Genomic DNA, 16,589 nt, shown 5'->3' with positions numbered 1-16,589 from the left:
TCCCGCGCACGAAGCACACTTGATCTGCCGGAGCCCGAGTGACCTACTCGACGCCCACTCATCAATACTAAGCCGCCGTCAGCATCGGATCTGCACGAATTTGCGCCGATCCGCGATCTCACCCAGACAGCAATTGCGACCCGTCGGGTGTAGGGACCCATCTCGCGTTCCAGCTGCCGCTTCGCTGATGAATTCAACTCAACGGTTGGGAATAGGTAGCCTTCGCTCGACCCGTCAGGCACCGGGCGGGATCTCCACCGGATGCTCACCGAACGGCTCGATGACGATCCCGGCGTTCTTGAGCGGCTCGATCGTGCGCATGGTGTCTTTGACCGCCGAAATGGTGCCCTCGATGATCGTGTAGCCGGCGCGGTTCATCCGCTCGAAGAAGTCGATGGTCGATTGTCGGCTGTAAAACACCGGATAGAACGGGATCCCGTCGCGGCCCAGCATGAACAGTTTCTGCTGTCCGTCCTTGGTGTCACCGAACGGGGTGGAGTAGAACACGATCGTCTCACCGGTGGGTGCGCCCGGCTGCTGATGCTCAGATGCGTTCATCGCGAACCTCTTTCAGCTTTCTGACGTACTCGGCGCCTCGGTCGCTAGCCGGTGAAGGCCTGCTCCTGGCGGAACACCACCATGGCGACTTCCACCACCTGATCGCCGGCGATGATCCGCACCGTTGATCGGGAGGTCTGCTCGAACCACACGTCCGGTTCGGGGCCGCGCGGATCGACCTTGCCCAGTGTGATCACGGTCGAGGACAGCCCTGTGGACGGGGCGCTGACCGGGCGGTCGTTGACGATGACGGTGGGCACGAACTCCGCAGGCCGATTACGTTGTACCACAGCGATATTGGGCTGCTCCAGTTGCGCCCAGCGGCCCGGGTCATGAGAGTAGATCGCGATCTGCTCCCCGGTGGCCGCGGCCCGGATCAACAGCTGGCGCATATAGAACTCGCTGGTGTCCATCGCGATGCGGGTGGCCCGCTGCGGGTCGGTGACCGGCCACATCACCAAGTCGTCACGGTGAATCCGCGGGCGCACCGTGGGATCGTCATGCACCGCGGCGCCCACCAGGATGCCGGTCGACCCGACCGGGATCTCCAATTCGCCTGGCCTGTCCAGCACTCGCGTCGGCAACGCCAGTCGGGGCCGCGCGATCGGCGCGGCCCATAGCGATGCCGCGTACTGGTCGCCGGGCAGCGGATTCAAAAACAGCGTCGGCGGCTGCTGGGGCCGCTGCGGGTCGTTGGTGCGCACCAGCGCCGACACCGTCACCTGTTCACCGCCGTCCGGCGCGGAGTGCGGCTGCTTACGCAGCGCCAGCGTCTGCACCACGTGATCGGTGCGCAGCGCCCACATCTGGTGCAGCGCGGCGGTGGTGATGTCCTCCGGTGAGAAGTAGTAGCTGCTCAAATGACCCGGGTGGGCGTCGATGGCCCGCCACCCCACGTCCGACGGGGTCCGCACCCGCTTGGCCCGGTCGGCCGGCACCGCGCGGCCCGCGCCCGCGGTCACCAATGCGTCGGACCTGTCCAGCGCTTCACCGTCGTCGATGGGCTCGTCGTCGGTCAGCGGCTGCGGCGGCGGTGGCGCGGCCAGACCGGCGCCCAGCTCGGCCAGTGCGGCGTCCAGGTCGGCGGCACCCAGCGCGCTGGCCCGCACCCCGACCTGGAACAGGGCGTTGATGATCCGTTCGGTGGCCGCCGCGGCGGCGCTGCCGATCGAGCGGCGGTACGCCAGCCCGGCCACCGACTCGGGGATGTCCAGACGCACCACCAGCCGGGTACTGCGCTGCCCGGCAGCCGGGCGGTCGGCCAGCAGGGTGCTGTAGAGCGCGGGATATCCGGTGCCGCGGCGCACCCGGTGCCCGGCACTGACCACGTCGATGCCCAGGTGCAGGTCGCCTGGCTGATCCAGCAGCCCGATCAAGACGTCCAGCGGCAGCAGGTTGGCGGTCTTCGACACCGACGAGGTCCGCAGAAAGGTGGGCGAATCGGGGCGCCCGGCTACCCGGATCATCGTGATCGCCTCGTGGGTGTCGGTGCGGACCCCGCACACGATCGAGCCTTGGGCGATGTCGACCGCCGCCGCGGTCGGCACCGCGGTGCGGCGGGCCCGCAGCCAGCGCGCCCTCGCCGCCACCCACGTCGCGGCGTTGCGGCGATGCACCGTCACCACCAGCGCGATGATCGCGACCGCGGTGATCACCGCGGCCGGCCACCAGCCGGCATAGCCGGGCGGCAACGCGGTGAACGCCGCCAGCGCGACCGCCTCGGCGCCCACCACCGCCGCCAGGGTCGGGCGCACCGCGACGGTGCGGGCTTTCACAGCATCCTCCGCCGGACCCCCACCAGGGCGAAGACGATCCCTGCCCCCAGCAGCACCACGCCAGCGCCGATCAGCGCGACGTTGCGGGGCCGCAGGTCCGGACCCGGCGGGGGGGTGGGTACGTGCAGCATGGTGGTCAGATGCTCCACCGGTTTGGGATCACCGGCCGCCACATCAAAGGTCAGCGCGGCCACCGGGTCCACCACCCCGAAGCCGACCTGATTGTCCACCCCGTGCGGCGGGTTGTGCGCGGTGGCGGTGATCCGCCGGATCACCTGATGCGCGGTCAGGGTCGGGTACTTGGCCCGCACCAGCGCAGCCACCCCCGACACATACGCAGCGGAGAAACTGGTGCCCCACATCCCGTTACCGGTGCCGGGGTCGTGCCCGGGCAGCGCGTTGACCGGGGCGCCGTTGATGCTGGACAGGCCCATGATTCGCCAGCCCGGTGCGGCCACCCCCACCCAGGGGCCGTTGATCGAATCGGGCAGCGGCTGCCCCTCCGGGGTCACCGCCCCCACCGACAGGACATAGTCGGAGAACCAGGCCGGGCTGACGATGGTGCGCACTCCGGCCCAGTCCCGCGGATCCTGCGGGTTGAGCGCGTTGTAGGCCGGGTTCTGGCCGCAGTCCGGGGTCAGCGGGTCGCCCTTGTTGCCGGCCGCAGCGACGATCACGGCGTCTTTCTCGACCGCGGCGTAACGCACCGCGGCACCCAGCGGGTCCTGGTTGACCGGGGCGGCGGCGTTGATGCACGACGCCAACGACACGTTGATCACCTTGACGCCCAGGTCGGCGGCGTGCCGGATGGCTTTGGCCAGGCTGACCACGTCACCGGCCTTGCGGTGCGGGGCGGCCTCCTCCGGCGAGGGGTGCGCCGGGGAGAACGCCACCGACGACTGCCGGATCGCGATCAGCGCCGCATCCGGGGCCACCCCGACGATGCCGTCGGAGGCGCCGGGCGGCAGTCCGCCCACCAACGGTTGCGCGCCGGACGGGTCGTCGGGCCCGGCCTGCGGGCCGTCCTCGGGCGGCGGTGGTGGGGCCGGAGGCGGCGCGGTCACGGTCACCGTCGCCGGCTTGGGCGCTTCCGGGGTCGGGGGTGGTGCGGCCGGGTTGGCCGCCACCGCCGGCGGCGCCGGGGGTGGCGCTGCACCGGCCGGTTTGGGCACCGGTCGGGTGGCCGGATCCGAGGGGGCCGCCCCGATGATGCTGGCCACCACGGTGCCGTGGCTTTCGCAGTCGGTCAGCCCGCCGTTGGGCAGCCCCATCACGTAGTCACCGCCGGGGAACAGCGCCGGCAGCCGCGGATTCGGGGTGACGCCGGTGTCGATGACGCCCACCGTGACCCCGGCGCCGGTGGAGTACTGCCAGGCCTGCGCCACGTTGAGCATCGCGTTGCCCGGCGCGGGCTGACCCAGGTTCGGATCGGCGATCACCACCGGGTTCACACACGCCACGTTCTGGCGCATCTCCTCGCTCGGCCCGGGCGGGCCGTCCGGCGGCAACGCGCCCGGATCGATCACCGGCGGGGCGATGGCCAGCGCGGCCGGCGCGGCGAGCACCTGGGCGCTCAGTAGCGCCGCCGCGCCCAGCGCGGCGCCCAGTCGTCGCAGCCGCATCAGTGATACCTGATGTAGTGCAGCAGCCCGACCGCCCATGCCGCGAACGGGATGATCAGCGCGGTGGCCAGATACTCCGAGTACTCCACCACTTCCCGGATCGGCTCGGAGAAGATGCGCGAGGGCACCACCGCACCGGCGATCAACGCGCTCACCGAAACGGCTACCACCAGCGCCGCGGACACCAGAGCGGTCGCCGCGGAGGCGCCGCCGACCAGGCCGTAGTGCGCCGGCAGCGCGATCAGCGCCAGCGCCGCCCCACCGACGACGGTGATCGCGTGGCGGCGATCCCGAAACGCCCGCGCCCGCAACACCAAGATCAGCGCTACCACCGCGACCACGGCCGCGCACGGCCACTGGCTACCGGCACCGGGGGCGATCGCCATCCACGACGCCACCACCTGCACGATCGCCACGCCGAACAAGGTGCCGGTCAGCACCCGGTTGGAGCGCAGCGCGACCTCGGCGATCTGCTCACCGCGCAGCGTCACATCATGCGGAGCGTCGGGTAGCGGCGACACCGTGTCTTCGGGCTGGCCCGGTGCGCGGTGGAACAGGTCGCGCCCGGTGATCGAGCCGAAACTCTGCTTGGGGACCCGCGCCATCCACAGCCCGACCGCCGGCGCGGCCCGCGAAGCCACCAGCGCCGCGACCAGCATCGCCACCGCGATGCGCTGGCCGGGAATGTTGAGAAACATCCGTGCCGTCGCCGCGGCGAACACCGCGGCCGACAAGGTGATGACCGCCGAGACCCCCACCCAGTAGCGGCCGGTGAACCGGGCCAGCAGCAGTGCGCCCACTGCGGCCACCAGCGCGGCAAGGAACGCATGCGGTGAACTTGGGTGCGCTCCCGGCGGGGCGCCTCCCCCAGCGGCCACCGCCGCCGTCAGCGCCGACCAGGTGATCGCGCCGGTCACGAACCGCTGCGCCCCCATCCGCGAGGCCAGCCATGCCGCGATCACCAGCACCACCGACGTGGCGGCAAACACGGCCGGCGCCAACCAACCGGGGCCGCCCGCCCAGCGCAGCCGCCAGATGATCAGGCCCGCCACCGCCAGTGCCGCGATGGTCAGCGCCACCGCCACGCCCACGGCGTCGCCGGCGGCCACGGTGGGAAAGTGGTTTCTGGCCCAGCGGGCGATCGCGGTCGAGACGTTCTCGATGTTGGGTTCATAGCGTTGGGCGACATCCGCCGGCACGAACGCCAGCAGATCCGCGTCGGTGACGCCTTGGGCGGCCAGCGACAACTCCGGGGCCAGCGCCGTCGCCCCCACCGCCCGGGTGAACAGGTAAGCGCCGTGCGGCAATTCGTCGGCACCCGCGGTGCGCAGATACCGGTTGACCGCGTCGCGGGTGGCGTCGGTGAGCGCGGCCAGCGGCACCGCAGCCGGCAGCACCAGGTCGATCTGGTGCGACGCGCCGACCAGCAGTGACACCCGGCACGACGCGGGGACCGCGGGATCGGTCCCCGCCGTCGCCGGCGAGAGCGCCCCGGCGCTGCGCACCGTGGTCATCGCCGCTCCCGCGGCGCGTCAGTGGTGGAGGCGAAATGCTCGGCGATGGTGGCGGCGATCTCCAGCAGCCGCCGTTGGGTGAGCGCGCCGAGCTCGTTGTACACATCAATCACCCCACCCGGGCGCAAGTGTTCGTCGTACGGCAACTCGATCACCTTCTGGCCGTGGCTGCTGAACCGCTCCACCAGCACCTGTCGGCTGCGCTTCTCGGCGTGCCCGTCAGAGTTGTTGAGCACCACCACTGTTCGGTGCAGCAGACCCGTATATCCGTAGTTGCCAAGCCATTCCAAGATCTGGCCCGCCGACGACGCGCCGTCCAGCCACGGGGAGGACACCACGATCAGCGCGTCGACGTCGCTGAGCACCGCCTGGGTGATCGACGAATCCATCGTCGAACCGCAGTCGATGATCGACATGGTGAAGTGGTTGTCCAGCCGAGAAGTGGCGTCACGGTAGATGGCCGGCTCGAGCACCCGCCGCCGCGCGGTGGCCTGCTCGCCGGCCAGCACGAACAATCCCGCGGGGTTGCTGCCGACCCGGGCGCGGACATCGGCGAACGTGAACAGTTGCCGGTCGGCGGCCAACTCCCAGTACGATCCTGACGCTTTCGGATCGATCCGGCTGCCCAACTTGCCGAACGAGGTGTCGGCGTCGACAGCTACCACCCGGTCGTCGGTGCGCAGCTTGGCGAACACCGATCCGACACTGGCAGCGATGGTGGTCTTGCCGGTGCCGCCCTTGCCCAGCACCCCGATCTTGTAGTGGCCGCGCAGCAGCGAGCACACCTTGGCTTCTAGTTCGTCCTGCCGGCGCTCATCCGGGGACTGGCCCAAGTTGAGCAGCCCGCCGGTGGCCCGCAGCACGAAGTACCGCCAGCCTCGCTCGGGCGGGGTCTTGCGGGTCGAGACCAGCTCGCTGCTGCGGATGTTGTCCACGTAATTCCAGTTCGCGGAACCGGATTCAGCGAAGCCGCCCGCTCCGGCCCAGCCTCCCGCGGGCGGCGGGTCGTCGTTCCAGCGGCCGCCACCCTCGGCGGGGCCCCCCGGGCGCGGCGCATCTGCGCGGCCCGACGGCGGTGGTGCGGGTTGGGGACCCGAAGGTGGCCCGGACTGGTAGGTCGGCGGTGCCGCGGGTTGGGGACCCGAGGGTGGGCCGGACTGGTAGGTCGGCGGTGCCGTAGGCTGCGGACCCGAGGGTGGCCCGGACTGGTAGGTCGGCGGTGGCGCAGGTGGCGGCGGCGGCCCGCCGTGCCCACCCGGCGGCGGGCTGTCCCAGCGCCGCGGCGAGCCGGGCTGCATCGACCGGGACGGTCCCGCGGCGCGGGACCGCAGATCGGCGAGGTTGACGACCTCGGTGGACTCCTCCGCGGCGAACGGGTCGAACGTGCCCGGACCCGTCTCCGGCGGCACCGGCTGCCCCTCGCCGGGACGACTCGACTCCCTCGGCAGCGGTGACACACCGAACTGCGGCTGCGGCGGCTGGCCCGGGGTGACCGGACTCGTAGTCTCCTCGGCAGGTCGCGGGTTCAGCGCGGACGCCGAATCGTCGTGCGACTCGCTGCTGTGACGCTCAGGCATGAGGCCATCCTATCGGCGTAAATGGTCGATATCAGACATGTGTCACGTTCTTGGGTCCACCCACCAGCTACTGTCCGGCCCGGCGGCTGACCAGCGCTTCCGAGCCGCCCGGCGGGGTCAGGCTGTCATGTTGGGTCATCGCGTCAGCGCGGTCGAGAGCCGGGCCGGGCGCGAACACCCGGATCAGCGGCCAGGGCGCCTGCCGGGCCTCGGCCGGGGTGATGCCCAGCGGCCGCAGCGATTCATCGGCCATCGCGACCCCGTACCGCACCCCCTGATCGGAGACCCACCACAGCGACTCCCGGCTTCCTGAGCCCGGATCGGCGCTGGTGGTCATCACCAGGTTGGTGGCCCCCGGCGCGATGTAGACCTGATCGGCCTCGGCGGCGGCCAGGTCGCCGCCGGCGTCTTTGACCAGATGGATCAGCCGGGTGTCGGACTCCGGCGGGGTCGGAAGCCCTTGCCCGGACAGGATTTTGACCTCCGCGGCGCTGTCGGTGGATCCTTTGGACCAGGCCAGGCAGGTGGTGCCGTCGATCGCGGTGTCGATCAGGCGCAGCCGGGTCGACGGGTAGTAGCTCACCGGCAGCGTCTCTACCACCGGTACCGGCGCCAGCTTGTCCGGGCTGACCGCCACCGGCGCGACGTCGCCGTAGGAGTTCTGGGAGCGCAGCAGCGACGCCACGAACGGTGAAATCCGTTGCACCCCATTGCCTAACAGCACGTAAAAGGTGTCGGCGCCGTTGTGCTGCAAATCGTGCACCGACAGCACCGAGCCGATCACCGCGGGCGCACCCAGGTTCCGCGGCGACGGTGCGCCCGCATTCGGGATGACCGGGTTGACCAGCGGGTCGGTGGCCGGAATCGCGTCGAACAGCGCGGTGGACATCGGCACCGGCGGCGGCGTCGTGGAATCGATGCCCAGCGCCAGTGCCACCGATTTGTTGGCCACGTCGATCTCGGAGCGGTGGCCGCCCCACACCACATAGGTTTTGCCGTTGTGGCGGGCCAGGATCGCGTCGGGCGTCGCCAGCGGGACCGAGCGCAACCCGACCTGCAGCGGTCCGGCGATCGCGGTCACCACCGGCTGCTCGGCCGCCGACACCGACGGCGTGGCCTTGGGGGCGGTGTCGCAGATCGCCCACTGCGACGACAACCCACTGCGGATCGGCATTTCGGTTGGCGCACCGACGATTCCGACGATCGGGCCTTGCGGGTACTTGTTCAGTTCGTTGGCCTTGACGAACGTGGGCCGCGAATTCTCCCCGGCGATCAGCCGGGCGCTGACCAGGTTCAGCGCCGGGTGCAGCCGGCCGTCGACGACCACGAACACCGCTCCGGTGTCGCGGTCGGCAAGGATGGCCGATGTTCCGACCTGGCCGGCGGGCTTGAACCACGCCAGGATCGCCATCAGCGCCACCGCCAGCAAGGTGAACGTGCAGCCCAGGATGATCCCAGCCATCCGGCGCTGCTCGGGGTCGTACTCCAGGCGCACCCCGTGATGGCTCAGCGCCGAGGCGTTGCGGCGATTCCAGAAGTAGTGCGCGGTGACCTGCAAACGCGACGTGAGGTTCAGCGCCATGCGGGCAACCCTACCGGCGGTCGTTGCACGAAATCCTCGCTATTGCAGCAGGCCGCGACATCTGCGCGGCAGAACAGACCCGGCGATGTGGGCATCGCGGCGCGGCGATCATTCAGGCCACCCGCTGGGTCGCCAGCAGATCGGCCAGGTCGTCATGCAGGCCCGCCGGCGTGGTCGGCCAGATACTCACCCACCGCTTGCCGTCGGCGGCGCTCGTCGTGGTGAAACTGACCCGGCCGTACTCGGTGTCAGCGACCGACAGCACCCGCTGATGGGCGTGCAATTCCCGGCCGTGATCGATCAGCGAGACCACCGCCATCGCCGACTCATCCAGCCGGGTGGCCGCGGTGACCACCTCCACCTCGCGGGGCGGCAGACCCACCCGGGCCAGCGCGGCGCTGATCGCTTCCCGGCCCGCCGGCGCGGCCGCCTCCAAAGATGTCTTCAGCGTGTCCATTTCGACGTTGACGCCTTCGATGTCGGCGGCGATGGCTTCCCCGAACGCCGGCACCAGCACCCGGCACATCAACTCGATCTGGCGGTCGGGGTCCGCGGATTCCCCGACGCCGCCGATCACCACCTCGCGACCGTCCCGTGCGGCCATCGCCATCCAGCGGCGATGCAGACACACCACCATCACCCGCTCATTGACCGTCGGCGTGTCCTCGGCGTTGACCTGCCCGGAGGGCCGCCGGATCACCAGCACCACCTCACGCTCGGGGCGGCCCAACACCTTCATCCAGTCCCGCACCACGTCATCGACGTGGCCGCCCCCGTCGATCACCCCGGCCTGCACCAGCGAGTGGTATTCGGCAGTCTGGGACAGCGGCGCGTGTCCGGCGGTGGTCTCCACGATCATCGAGCCGTGCGCTGAGGGGATGAAAGGTTTGAGGTGCAACGCCACGGGCATCGACTCCACCCCGAGCAGGGCTTGCAGCACCCATAATCCCTCGACCGTCGTCGTCAACACCGGCTAGGGCTCCTTCCCGGACATGTCCGCCAACAACAACGGGAGCCGACCCGGGTCGGCCCCCGTGCTGCAACGCTAGTGATGAAGGGGTGTTCAGCTCAGATCGAGGTAAACGAGTTACCCGCGGCGATGTCTTGCCCGCCGAAGTCGCTGAACGAGGTGTCCACCGCGGTCGCCTGACGCAGCATGGTCTCCTTGCCGTCGTTGACGGCCTGCATGATCATCTGCTGGGCCTGCGCGTGCTGCGCCGAACCGTGCTCGGTGTCAAAGGCGTGCGAGATCTGGTTCAGCTTGTTCAGCGCCTCTTGTGCATAGTTGTCCAGCTGCGAGCAGTAATTAGCCACCGAGGCGGTGTAGTCGGCCCCCAGACCGGGGTTGTAACGCATCATTCCGTCCATGAAAAGCCTTCTTTCCGTGAGTATTTGATTAGCGAGCTGGTCGGTGGGCTTAGGTATAGTTGAGGTGGCTGACCACCGACTGGATCTGCTGCGCGCTGTTCTCGTCGGTGCTGGTGTAGCCGTGCGCGGCTTGCGTCACCAGGTTGTTGAGCTCGCCGAAACGGTGCTGGATACGCAGCTGCGCTTCCAGGATCTGCGCGCTGGTGGTCAGGTTGCTGGTACCCGCCGCGCCCTGGAATCCGCCGCTGTGGTGCAGGTCGGTGCTGTGCTGGTCGTAGCTGCTCAACACGGCCTGAATGCCTTGGGAAATGTCGTTCATCGCCGATACGAACGACACCAATTCGGAATGTCCAACTACAGCCATTGATTTCTCCTCGTCAATTTCAAGCCGATTAATAGTGAGTCTAGGACCCCGCAACGGTGCTCGGGAACATTAATTGCGCTGATGCTCCCCCCTGTTGGCCGCCGAGCGGGCAGTGACTTGCATGGTCTTGGGGGGCATCTTGTCCATCGCCGCCGAGCCGTCGCGGCCCATCGCCGCAGGAGCCCCGTACAGGCCGCCGCCGCCGACCCCGGACGGCTGCGCCGCCACCGGCTCTGCCGCGCCGCCACCGCCGCCGCCCTGCCATCCGCCGGGCAGTTTCGGGGCGGCGGGTTCGGCGAAACTACTGGCCGGGCGCACGAACGTCGACGCCATCCCGCCGGCGCTCAACAACCCACCCCCGCCGGCCCCTCCACCGCCGGCCAGCGCACCCGCCAGCGCGGGCGCAGCAGAGACCGACCCTAGTCCGGCGGCGTCGGCCGCCCCCAGGCCCGAGCCGCTGCTGCTCAGCGGGCCGAGCATGCTGCTGAACAGGCTGGGGACCTGGCTGGCCAGCTGCGGGAACGCACCCGCGACTGTCATGAGTGGCTGCGCCGCAGACCCGGCCTCACCGGCCATGCTGCCGACGGTGCCCAGCATCGACCCCATCATGCCCTGGCCGGTCGAGCTGGCCGCCGACCCGCCGGCCACCGGGGCATCCGCCGCGGTCGTCATGGTCTGACCAGCCATCTGCAGGCCGCCCTGGATACCGGCCTGACCGGCGGCTTCGGCGGCTCCGAGCGCCGGACCGGCCGGATTAGGTGAGGCCGGCGACATCGGTGCCGGGGTGGAAAGCAGTCCCAACGCCATGGCCACCACCGACCCGAACACGCTGCGCTGCCCGGCATTGTTGATCCAGAAGGCGCCGTACTGCCCGTCGAGGACGTTGATTGCCGGTGTATTAAAGCCCATGAAGTTGGTGGCGACCAGCGTGCCCTGGGTGGCCCGATTGGTCAGCGACACCTGCGCCGGGATCATCGCCTGCACCGCCGCCTGGTGCGCGGAGACCACCTCAAGGGCCTGCTGGGATGCCGTCTGGATCCAGGTCGACGCCGCTTCCAGGATGGAGATGAACTCTCCGGCGCTGACCTGCATCATCTGCCCGCCGGGGCCCTGCCACGACACCGCGGCGGTGGAGCTTGTGTTGAAGCCCATCTGGATCATCTCGGCGAGCAGCATGTCGGCCAGCGATTGGTGCGCCGCGCCGGCGCCCATCAAGCTGGCTCCCAGATCGCCCGTCGTCAACAGCGTGTAGTTGAGCTCGGGGGGGAAAGCGGCCGCGTCAGCCCAGGTCATGACGGCTGGCCGCGGCTAGAGCGCGAGCGCGGCTTCACTGAGCGCGTCGGTGGCCTCATACGCGACACCGCTGGAAGCCATCGTCGCGGCGAAGAGGCCACGCACCGTCGTCAGTTGCGCCATCAGCGCTGCGGTCTCGGCTCCGCGGGCGGCGAAACCCGTGCCGGCCCCGATCGACGCGTCGTCGGCGCCCGGGGGGATCACCCCGCAGATCGGCTCCGCCGCGCCGGCGGTGGTGCCGGCCATCGTGCCCGCGCCCGCGGTTTCCACGGCTGCCGCCGTGGCCACCATCGGTCCGTCAACTCCGATTGGTGCACTCATGGTCTAATCCTCCGGATCGATCAGCAAGTTGAGTTTAGTGTAAGCAGCCCGCGGCCGACTCGCCGACAAAGAATTCACTCGAACCATTTCGAGCCAGGACCCGACTCCGGGCCCCGCTCGGGCTCGTCAGCCGGCGGCGCCTCCCCGTCCTGCTGCTCGGCCCCGGTCAGTTTGGCCATGTGCCGCGCCTCTTCGGCGGCCCACCGTTGCTCCTGCTCGGCCCGCGTCGTCGCGGCGGCCTGCCGCTCAGCCGCTGCCGCCTCGACGGCCGCGGCGTGCTGCGCGACCTGCGGTGACAGTGTCGGCGGCGACCAGCCGGCCGGTACCCGGCGCGGTGGCTCCGACCAGCCGACCAACACGCCCTCGATGCCGTTGCGGGTAGCCAGGATCCCCTTGCCGGGTCGCTGCGGTTCGGCGTAGACGCCGCTGACGATCTGGCCGTGCTCGCGGCGCCCATCCAGGATCAGCACCGGCGCCAGCGAGCCCACGATGCGGCCCTGCACTCCGCTACCCATCGACAGGTAACTCCAGTTGCGGATGTCAGCGCCGGCGATGATGTGCAGCCCCAGCTCGGCGGCCTGCTCCACGTACGGGGCCAGGGCGGCCAGCGGATTCTCGGCGTTCGACCAGGAACTGATGTCGTCGACGACGACGAAGAACTCCCGGCCCGACCAGAACTTGGTGGTCAGCATCTGCTGCTGGGTGGCACCCGGCGGTGGTTGGCGCTTCTGCAGCACCGCGGCCAACTCGCCGATGACGTCGCGGATGTGGCTCGGGGTGTAGGCGTACGCCGACAGCCACGGATCATCGGGCACGATGCCGACCAGGTTGCGGCGCGGGTCAACCAAGATGATCGTCGCCTCCCGCGGGTGGTACTGGCGCATGACGCCGTGCAACATCACCCGCAACACGTTCGTCAGCCCCGAGCCGGCCCGGCCGGTGACGACCAGGTGCGGATGCTCGGCGAAGTCGATGTATGCCGTCGACAACGTCTGCTCGGACAGCCCGAACGGCAGCAGATCGCTACGCCGGGGTTCGCTGGCGGCCGCGGCCACCACTTCCTCGATCGGCACCGACTCGGGCAGCCGGGTCACGGTGGCGGCGTTGTCCACACCGGCCACGCGGCGCACCACCGCCCCGATCTCGCGGACCTCCACCGGGCCCCCGGCCTCGTTGGCCAGCACCGGCACCCCCACCATCAGGTGGTACCCGGTCGGGCTCAGCCCGCGACCCGGGCTGTCGGGCACTTCTTTGGCGGGGCTGCGCTGCGGGTCGCGCGGGTCGCGCGGCACCTGCGAGTCCAGCGGATCGACCAGCTTCATCTCCAGCCGCTGCGCGGACTCGTTGCGGATCGAGCTGCGCACCCCTGACAGCGTGCTGGTGTGCGTCATCACCACCCGGACCCCGTAGTTGCGGGCCCGCATCAGCGAGATGACCGTGTCGACGTGTTTGTCATAGCTCTCGGTAAAGTTGGCCCAGCCGTCGATCACCAGCACCACATCGCCGCCCTCGACGCCGATGTCTTGGGGGTGCGGCCCGAACTTGGCCTCCCGCACGGTCATCATGTCCAGCCCGCGGGTGGTGAAGATCCGGTCCCGCTCGGCGGCGATGTTCTCCACCGTCGCGATCACCCGGGCCACCCCCTCGGAGTCCGAACCGGCCACCACCGCGGCCACGTGCGGCAGATCAGCGATCCGCGCCAGATGCGGACCGCTGGCCGCGATGCAGTAGAACTGCACCCGCTCCGGGCGATACATCAGCGCACCGGCGGTCACCATCGTCATCACCGCGTTGGTGGCGCCGCGCTTGGGTGCGCACACGATCAACGCGTTGTCGTCCAACAGGTTCAGGCAGTGCACGTCCTGGCGGTGCTCGCGGGGCCGGTCCTCCAGCGCCACCGGCAGCCGCAGACCCGGGTTGTCGCCGTAGTCGACATCCCACGGCTTACCCCGCAGCCGCAGCACCAGATCATCAGCCGAGGGCGGGTCGCCCAGCGGCGGCAGCCAGAACGGGCGCGGCGGCCCCACCCCGGTGGACTGCAGCGACTTGATCAGCGCGTCAACAATTCTCGGCCGCGGACCGGAGTCCAGCGGCTCGGTCTCGGCCACCGGGGTGGCGCTCGACGGCGGGGCGGCCAACCGGCCGTCGGTGTCGGCGGCCTCGGCGACGGTGAACACCCGCGGCTCGAACCACGTCCCGGCCCGCACCGGTTCCACATGACCGGCGTCGGCGCGCACCGGCACGAACGCCGCCGAGGAGTAGAAGAACCGGTACTGGCGCGGCTCGCGCAGCGCCACCCGCAGAAACGCGGTGCCTTCGGCGTTTTCCGGCGGGATGTGCGCGGCCACCCCACTGCCGATCGCCTCGCGCGAATCCTCCTCGCGTCCGGTGCGCGCGGCGATGGTGAACCCGAGCTGCTTGCGGATGTCGCGCAGGTTGGTGGTGTCCACCACCTGACCCACCAGCTGCAAGAACACGTGCAGCGAACGGCCTTGGCGCACGATGCGCCAGAACAGTTGCCGAAACTTCAACCCCCACAACGGATCGGTGAACATCTCGTTGTACTCGTCGCAGATCACGAGCAGTGCCGGGATCGGCGCCAGCGACGGGTCGGTCAGCCGGCGCTGGTTGTAGGTCGTGACATCCGGGCAGCTGTCCAGCGCGGCGATCACCGCACCCCGGCGGTCCAGTTCGCCGTCGAGGGCCTCATACATCCGGCCCACCAGATGCCGCTCGTCGGCCAGGTTGCTCACCGCGGCCACCACGTGCGGAAAGCGCTGCAGGATGCCCGCCGCCGACTTCAGCTTGAAGTCGGAGAACACGATGTTGACCACCTCGGGTGAGTGCGTGGTGCACAGCGCCGCCACCTCGGTGATGATGCCTTCGGTCTTGCCGGCGCCGGTGCTGCCGACGAACAGCGAATGCATGTTCATGCCCTGCTGGGAGCCCTCTTTGAGGTCCAGCTCGACGACCTCGCCGGTGTCGTTGAACGTGCCGACCGGGAAGCGCAGCCATTCGCGGCCCTGGATCATTCGCGGTGCCCACAGTCGGTCCACGTCCAGCTTCGAGGGATCGGCGACCCCGAGCACGTCTAGCAGGGTGCGGGCGTCGACCTCCTCGCGAGTGGCGACCGTGCTCGCCCCGGTCACCCGGTACTTGGCGAACCCGCGCGCGAAGCGTTCGGCGGCGGCCAGGCTGACCTGGTCGGCGGTGGCGTAGAACGCGTCCTCGAGTTCGTCGGCGCCGCCCGAGGCCGAGGCGTAGTAGGCCGGGTCCCCCGGTGACACCTTCTTGCGCAGCACCCCGTCGGTCAGCAGGTAGGTCGTCGACGGGTCGAAACCCACCCAGTACTTCGAGGCGAACGCCTCCGGCGGCCGCGGCGGCACCTCGGGCGCCAGCCGGATGAAACACGTTGCGGAATAACCGCTTCCACCGGTCAGGCCGGCCCAGTCCTCCGGTGTTGCGGAGTGGTCGTCGACAATCACCCGCAACGGCTGGGCCGCCGCGGACTGCCCGTGCAGCTCGCTGCTGGCCGGCGGGCGCCACGGGTCACGGGCGCCGTCGGGTTCCTCGTCGAAGAACTGCTCCAGCTCGGCCGGCGAGGCGAACATCAGCCGTCGCTCCCCGCAGCCGTCGCGGCGGCTGGAATGCTGCAGATGCGGCAGCCACTTGGCCCACTCCCACTGGGTCGGCGCTGAGGTCACCACGATGATCTGCACGTCGGCGGGGCTGTGGAACGCCGCGATCTGGCACAGCATCGCCCGCGCCAACGACCGCGATTCGTCCAGGTCGCCGACGATCGAGATCCCCGGGAAGCGTTGCAGCCAAATCGCTTTCGGGGTGTTCTCGATGTTTTCCTGCTCGTTGATGAACTTGCGCAGCGCGTGACCGGTCGCCGGCTCCAGGTGCGAGGCCTGCACCACTTTGGGTTTTTCCAGGGTCAGCGCCAGCGCCACCTTGCCGACCCCGACCCGCACCACCGCGAACGCCTCGCTGCCCGGTGCCCGGTCCCACATCCGCACCGACCCGGCCACGTTCGCCAACTCCGCAGGCGCCCGATGGAAATGGTGCCGATGCTCCCACTGGCGGCGGCGCTGCTCGTTGACCTCGTCGCGCAGATCGTCCTGGCGAGCGAACCACTCGCGGCGCGCCTTGGTCAGCTCGCCCCACGACATCTTCTGCGCAGCACCACGGCCCCGCAGCACCATGCCGACCATGGAGAACGCCGCCATGAAGCCGAAGAAGCCGAACCCGGTGGCGAACGTGCGCATGCCGGAGACGTACATCGCCACGATTAGCCCGACCACGCCCACCACCAGCGTGATCGGCAGCACGATCCCCCACACGCTGCGCGGCGGCGGGATCGGCGCCACGATCGGCGATTCCAGGGCGATCTTGCCCCCACCGGTCTGCGGGGGCCGCACCACGTCACCGGGACGCACGAAGGGCTGAGTCGTCACCAGCTCACCCTATCGCCGGTGCTCCGCCGACACAGGCAGTCCTTTCACCTAGTTGGACACCCACCGACCGGTCCCGGCACCCCGCTAATGGGGGGCGTCCGGGTCCGGCGACCCACACCCCCGACCCGGGGCACCAACTCCATGAAGCCGGGTCG

12 protein-coding genes are annotated in these 16,589 nt (G+C 69.8%); all 12 read right to left on the bottom strand.

The genetic code is table 11. The features are described from left to right. Positions 1-234: 234 nt before the first annotated feature. The 12 genes from ACQY5A_RS02955 to eccCa all read right to left on the bottom strand — a co-directional run bounded on the left by ACQY5A_RS02955 (position 235) and on the right by eccCa (position 16,434). Positions 235-558 (bottom strand): hypothetical protein, encoded by a 324-nt coding sequence (locus ACQY5A_RS02955; RefSeq protein WP_428338888.1) that lies wholly within the window; start codon positions 556-558, stop codon positions 235-237. 44 nt (positions 559-602) lie between these two features. Continuing rightward, positions 603-2,333, bottom strand: a complete 1,731-nt coding sequence (gene eccE / locus ACQY5A_RS02950) for a type VII secretion protein EccE (RefSeq protein ID WP_428338887.1) — start codon at positions 2,331-2,333, stop codon at positions 603-605. Then, on the bottom strand, positions 2,330-3,955 hold the full coding sequence (locus ACQY5A_RS02945; RefSeq protein ID WP_428338886.1) for a S8 family serine peptidase: 1,626 nt from the start codon (positions 3,953-3,955) through the stop codon (positions 2,330-2,332). The genes eccE and ACQY5A_RS02945 overlap by 4 nt, the downstream gene beginning before the upstream one ends. After that, positions 3,955-5,469, bottom strand: coding sequence for a type VII secretion integral membrane protein EccD (gene eccD / locus ACQY5A_RS02940; RefSeq protein WP_428338885.1), 1,515 nt, complete (start codon positions 5,467-5,469; stop codon positions 3,955-3,957). Before eccD ends, ACQY5A_RS02945 begins: the two co-directional genes overlap by 1 nt. After that, positions 5,466-7,046, bottom strand: coding sequence for a MinD/ParA family ATP-binding protein (locus ACQY5A_RS02935; RefSeq protein ID WP_428338884.1), 1,581 nt, complete (start codon positions 7,044-7,046; stop codon positions 5,466-5,468). Before ACQY5A_RS02935 ends, eccD begins: the two co-directional genes overlap by 4 nt. Positions 7,047-7,113: 67 nt before the next feature. Further along, positions 7,114-8,628, bottom strand: a complete 1,515-nt coding sequence (gene eccB, locus ACQY5A_RS02930) for a type VII secretion protein EccB (RefSeq protein ID WP_428338883.1) — start codon at positions 8,626-8,628, stop codon at positions 7,114-7,116. A gap of 112 nt (positions 8,629-8,740) precedes the next feature. Further along, positions 8,741-9,598, bottom strand: a complete 858-nt coding sequence (locus tag ACQY5A_RS02925) for an ESX secretion-associated protein EspG (RefSeq protein ID WP_428338882.1) — start codon at positions 9,596-9,598, stop codon at positions 8,741-8,743. A gap of 98 nt (positions 9,599-9,696) precedes the next feature. Then, positions 9,697-9,996 carry a hypothetical protein gene (locus ACQY5A_RS02920; protein ID WP_428338881.1) on the bottom strand — a complete coding sequence of 100 codons (300 nt, stop codon included), beginning with the start codon at positions 9,994-9,996 and terminating at the stop codon, positions 9,697-9,699. A 49-nt stretch (positions 9,997-10,045) separates the two neighbouring features. Then, a complete protein-coding gene (locus tag ACQY5A_RS02915) occupies positions 10,046-10,360 on the bottom strand; it encodes a WXG100 family type VII secretion target (protein ID WP_428338880.1) in 315 nt (104 codons plus the stop codon). Between the two features lie 69 nt (positions 10,361-10,429). Further along, positions 10,430-11,653 (bottom strand): PPE family protein, encoded by a 1,224-nt coding sequence (locus ACQY5A_RS02910; protein ID WP_428338879.1) that lies wholly within the window; start codon positions 11,651-11,653, stop codon positions 10,430-10,432. A gap of 15 nt (positions 11,654-11,668) precedes the next feature. Then, positions 11,669-11,974 carry a PE family protein gene (locus ACQY5A_RS02905; protein WP_428338878.1) on the bottom strand — a complete coding sequence of 102 codons (306 nt, stop codon included), beginning with the start codon at positions 11,972-11,974 and terminating at the stop codon, positions 11,669-11,671. 74 nt (positions 11,975-12,048) lie between these two features. Further along, entirely contained in the window at positions 12,049-16,434 is a 4,386-nt protein-coding gene (gene eccCa / locus ACQY5A_RS02900) for a type VII secretion protein EccCa (RefSeq protein ID WP_428338877.1), read from the bottom strand. Positions 16,435-16,589 lie beyond the last annotated feature (155 nt).

The organism is Mycobacterium sp. (assembly GCF_965277065.1).
Lineage (GTDB): Bacteria > Actinomycetota > Actinomycetes > Mycobacteriales > Mycobacteriaceae > Mycobacterium.
Note: the sequence above shows the minus strand (reverse complement) of the source record. Positions and strands in the feature narration are given on the sequence as shown.

Coding starts and splice junctions, on each gene's coding strand:
- ACQY5A_RS02920 (WP_428338881.1), bottom strand. CDS start 9,996: ATGGACGGAATGATGCGTTACAACCCCGGTCTGGGGGCCGACTACACC.
- ACQY5A_RS02955 (WP_428338888.1), bottom strand. CDS start 558: ATGAACGCATCTGAGCATCAGCAGCCGGGCGCACCCACCGGTGAGACG.
- ACQY5A_RS02910 (WP_428338879.1), bottom strand. CDS start 11,653: ATGACCTGGGCTGACGCGGCCGCTTTCCCCCCCGAGCTCAACTACACG.
- ACQY5A_RS02905 (WP_428338878.1), bottom strand. CDS start 11,974: ATGAGTGCACCAATCGGAGTTGACGGACCGATGGTGGCCACGGCGGCA.
- ACQY5A_RS02915 (WP_428338880.1), bottom strand. CDS start 10,360: ATGGCTGTAGTTGGACATTCCGAATTGGTGTCGTTCGTATCGGCGATG.
- eccB (WP_428338883.1), bottom strand. CDS start 8,628: ATGGCGCTGAACCTCACGTCGCGTTTGCAGGTCACCGCGCACTACTTC.
- eccD (WP_428338885.1), bottom strand. CDS start 5,469: ATGACCACGGTGCGCAGCGCCGGGGCGCTCTCGCCGGCGACGGCGGGG.
- ACQY5A_RS02935 (WP_428338884.1), bottom strand. CDS start 7,046: ATGCCTGAGCGTCACAGCAGCGAGTCGCACGACGATTCGGCGTCCGCG.
- ACQY5A_RS02945 (WP_428338886.1), bottom strand. CDS start 3,955: ATGCGGCTGCGACGACTGGGCGCCGCGCTGGGCGCGGCGGCGCTACTG.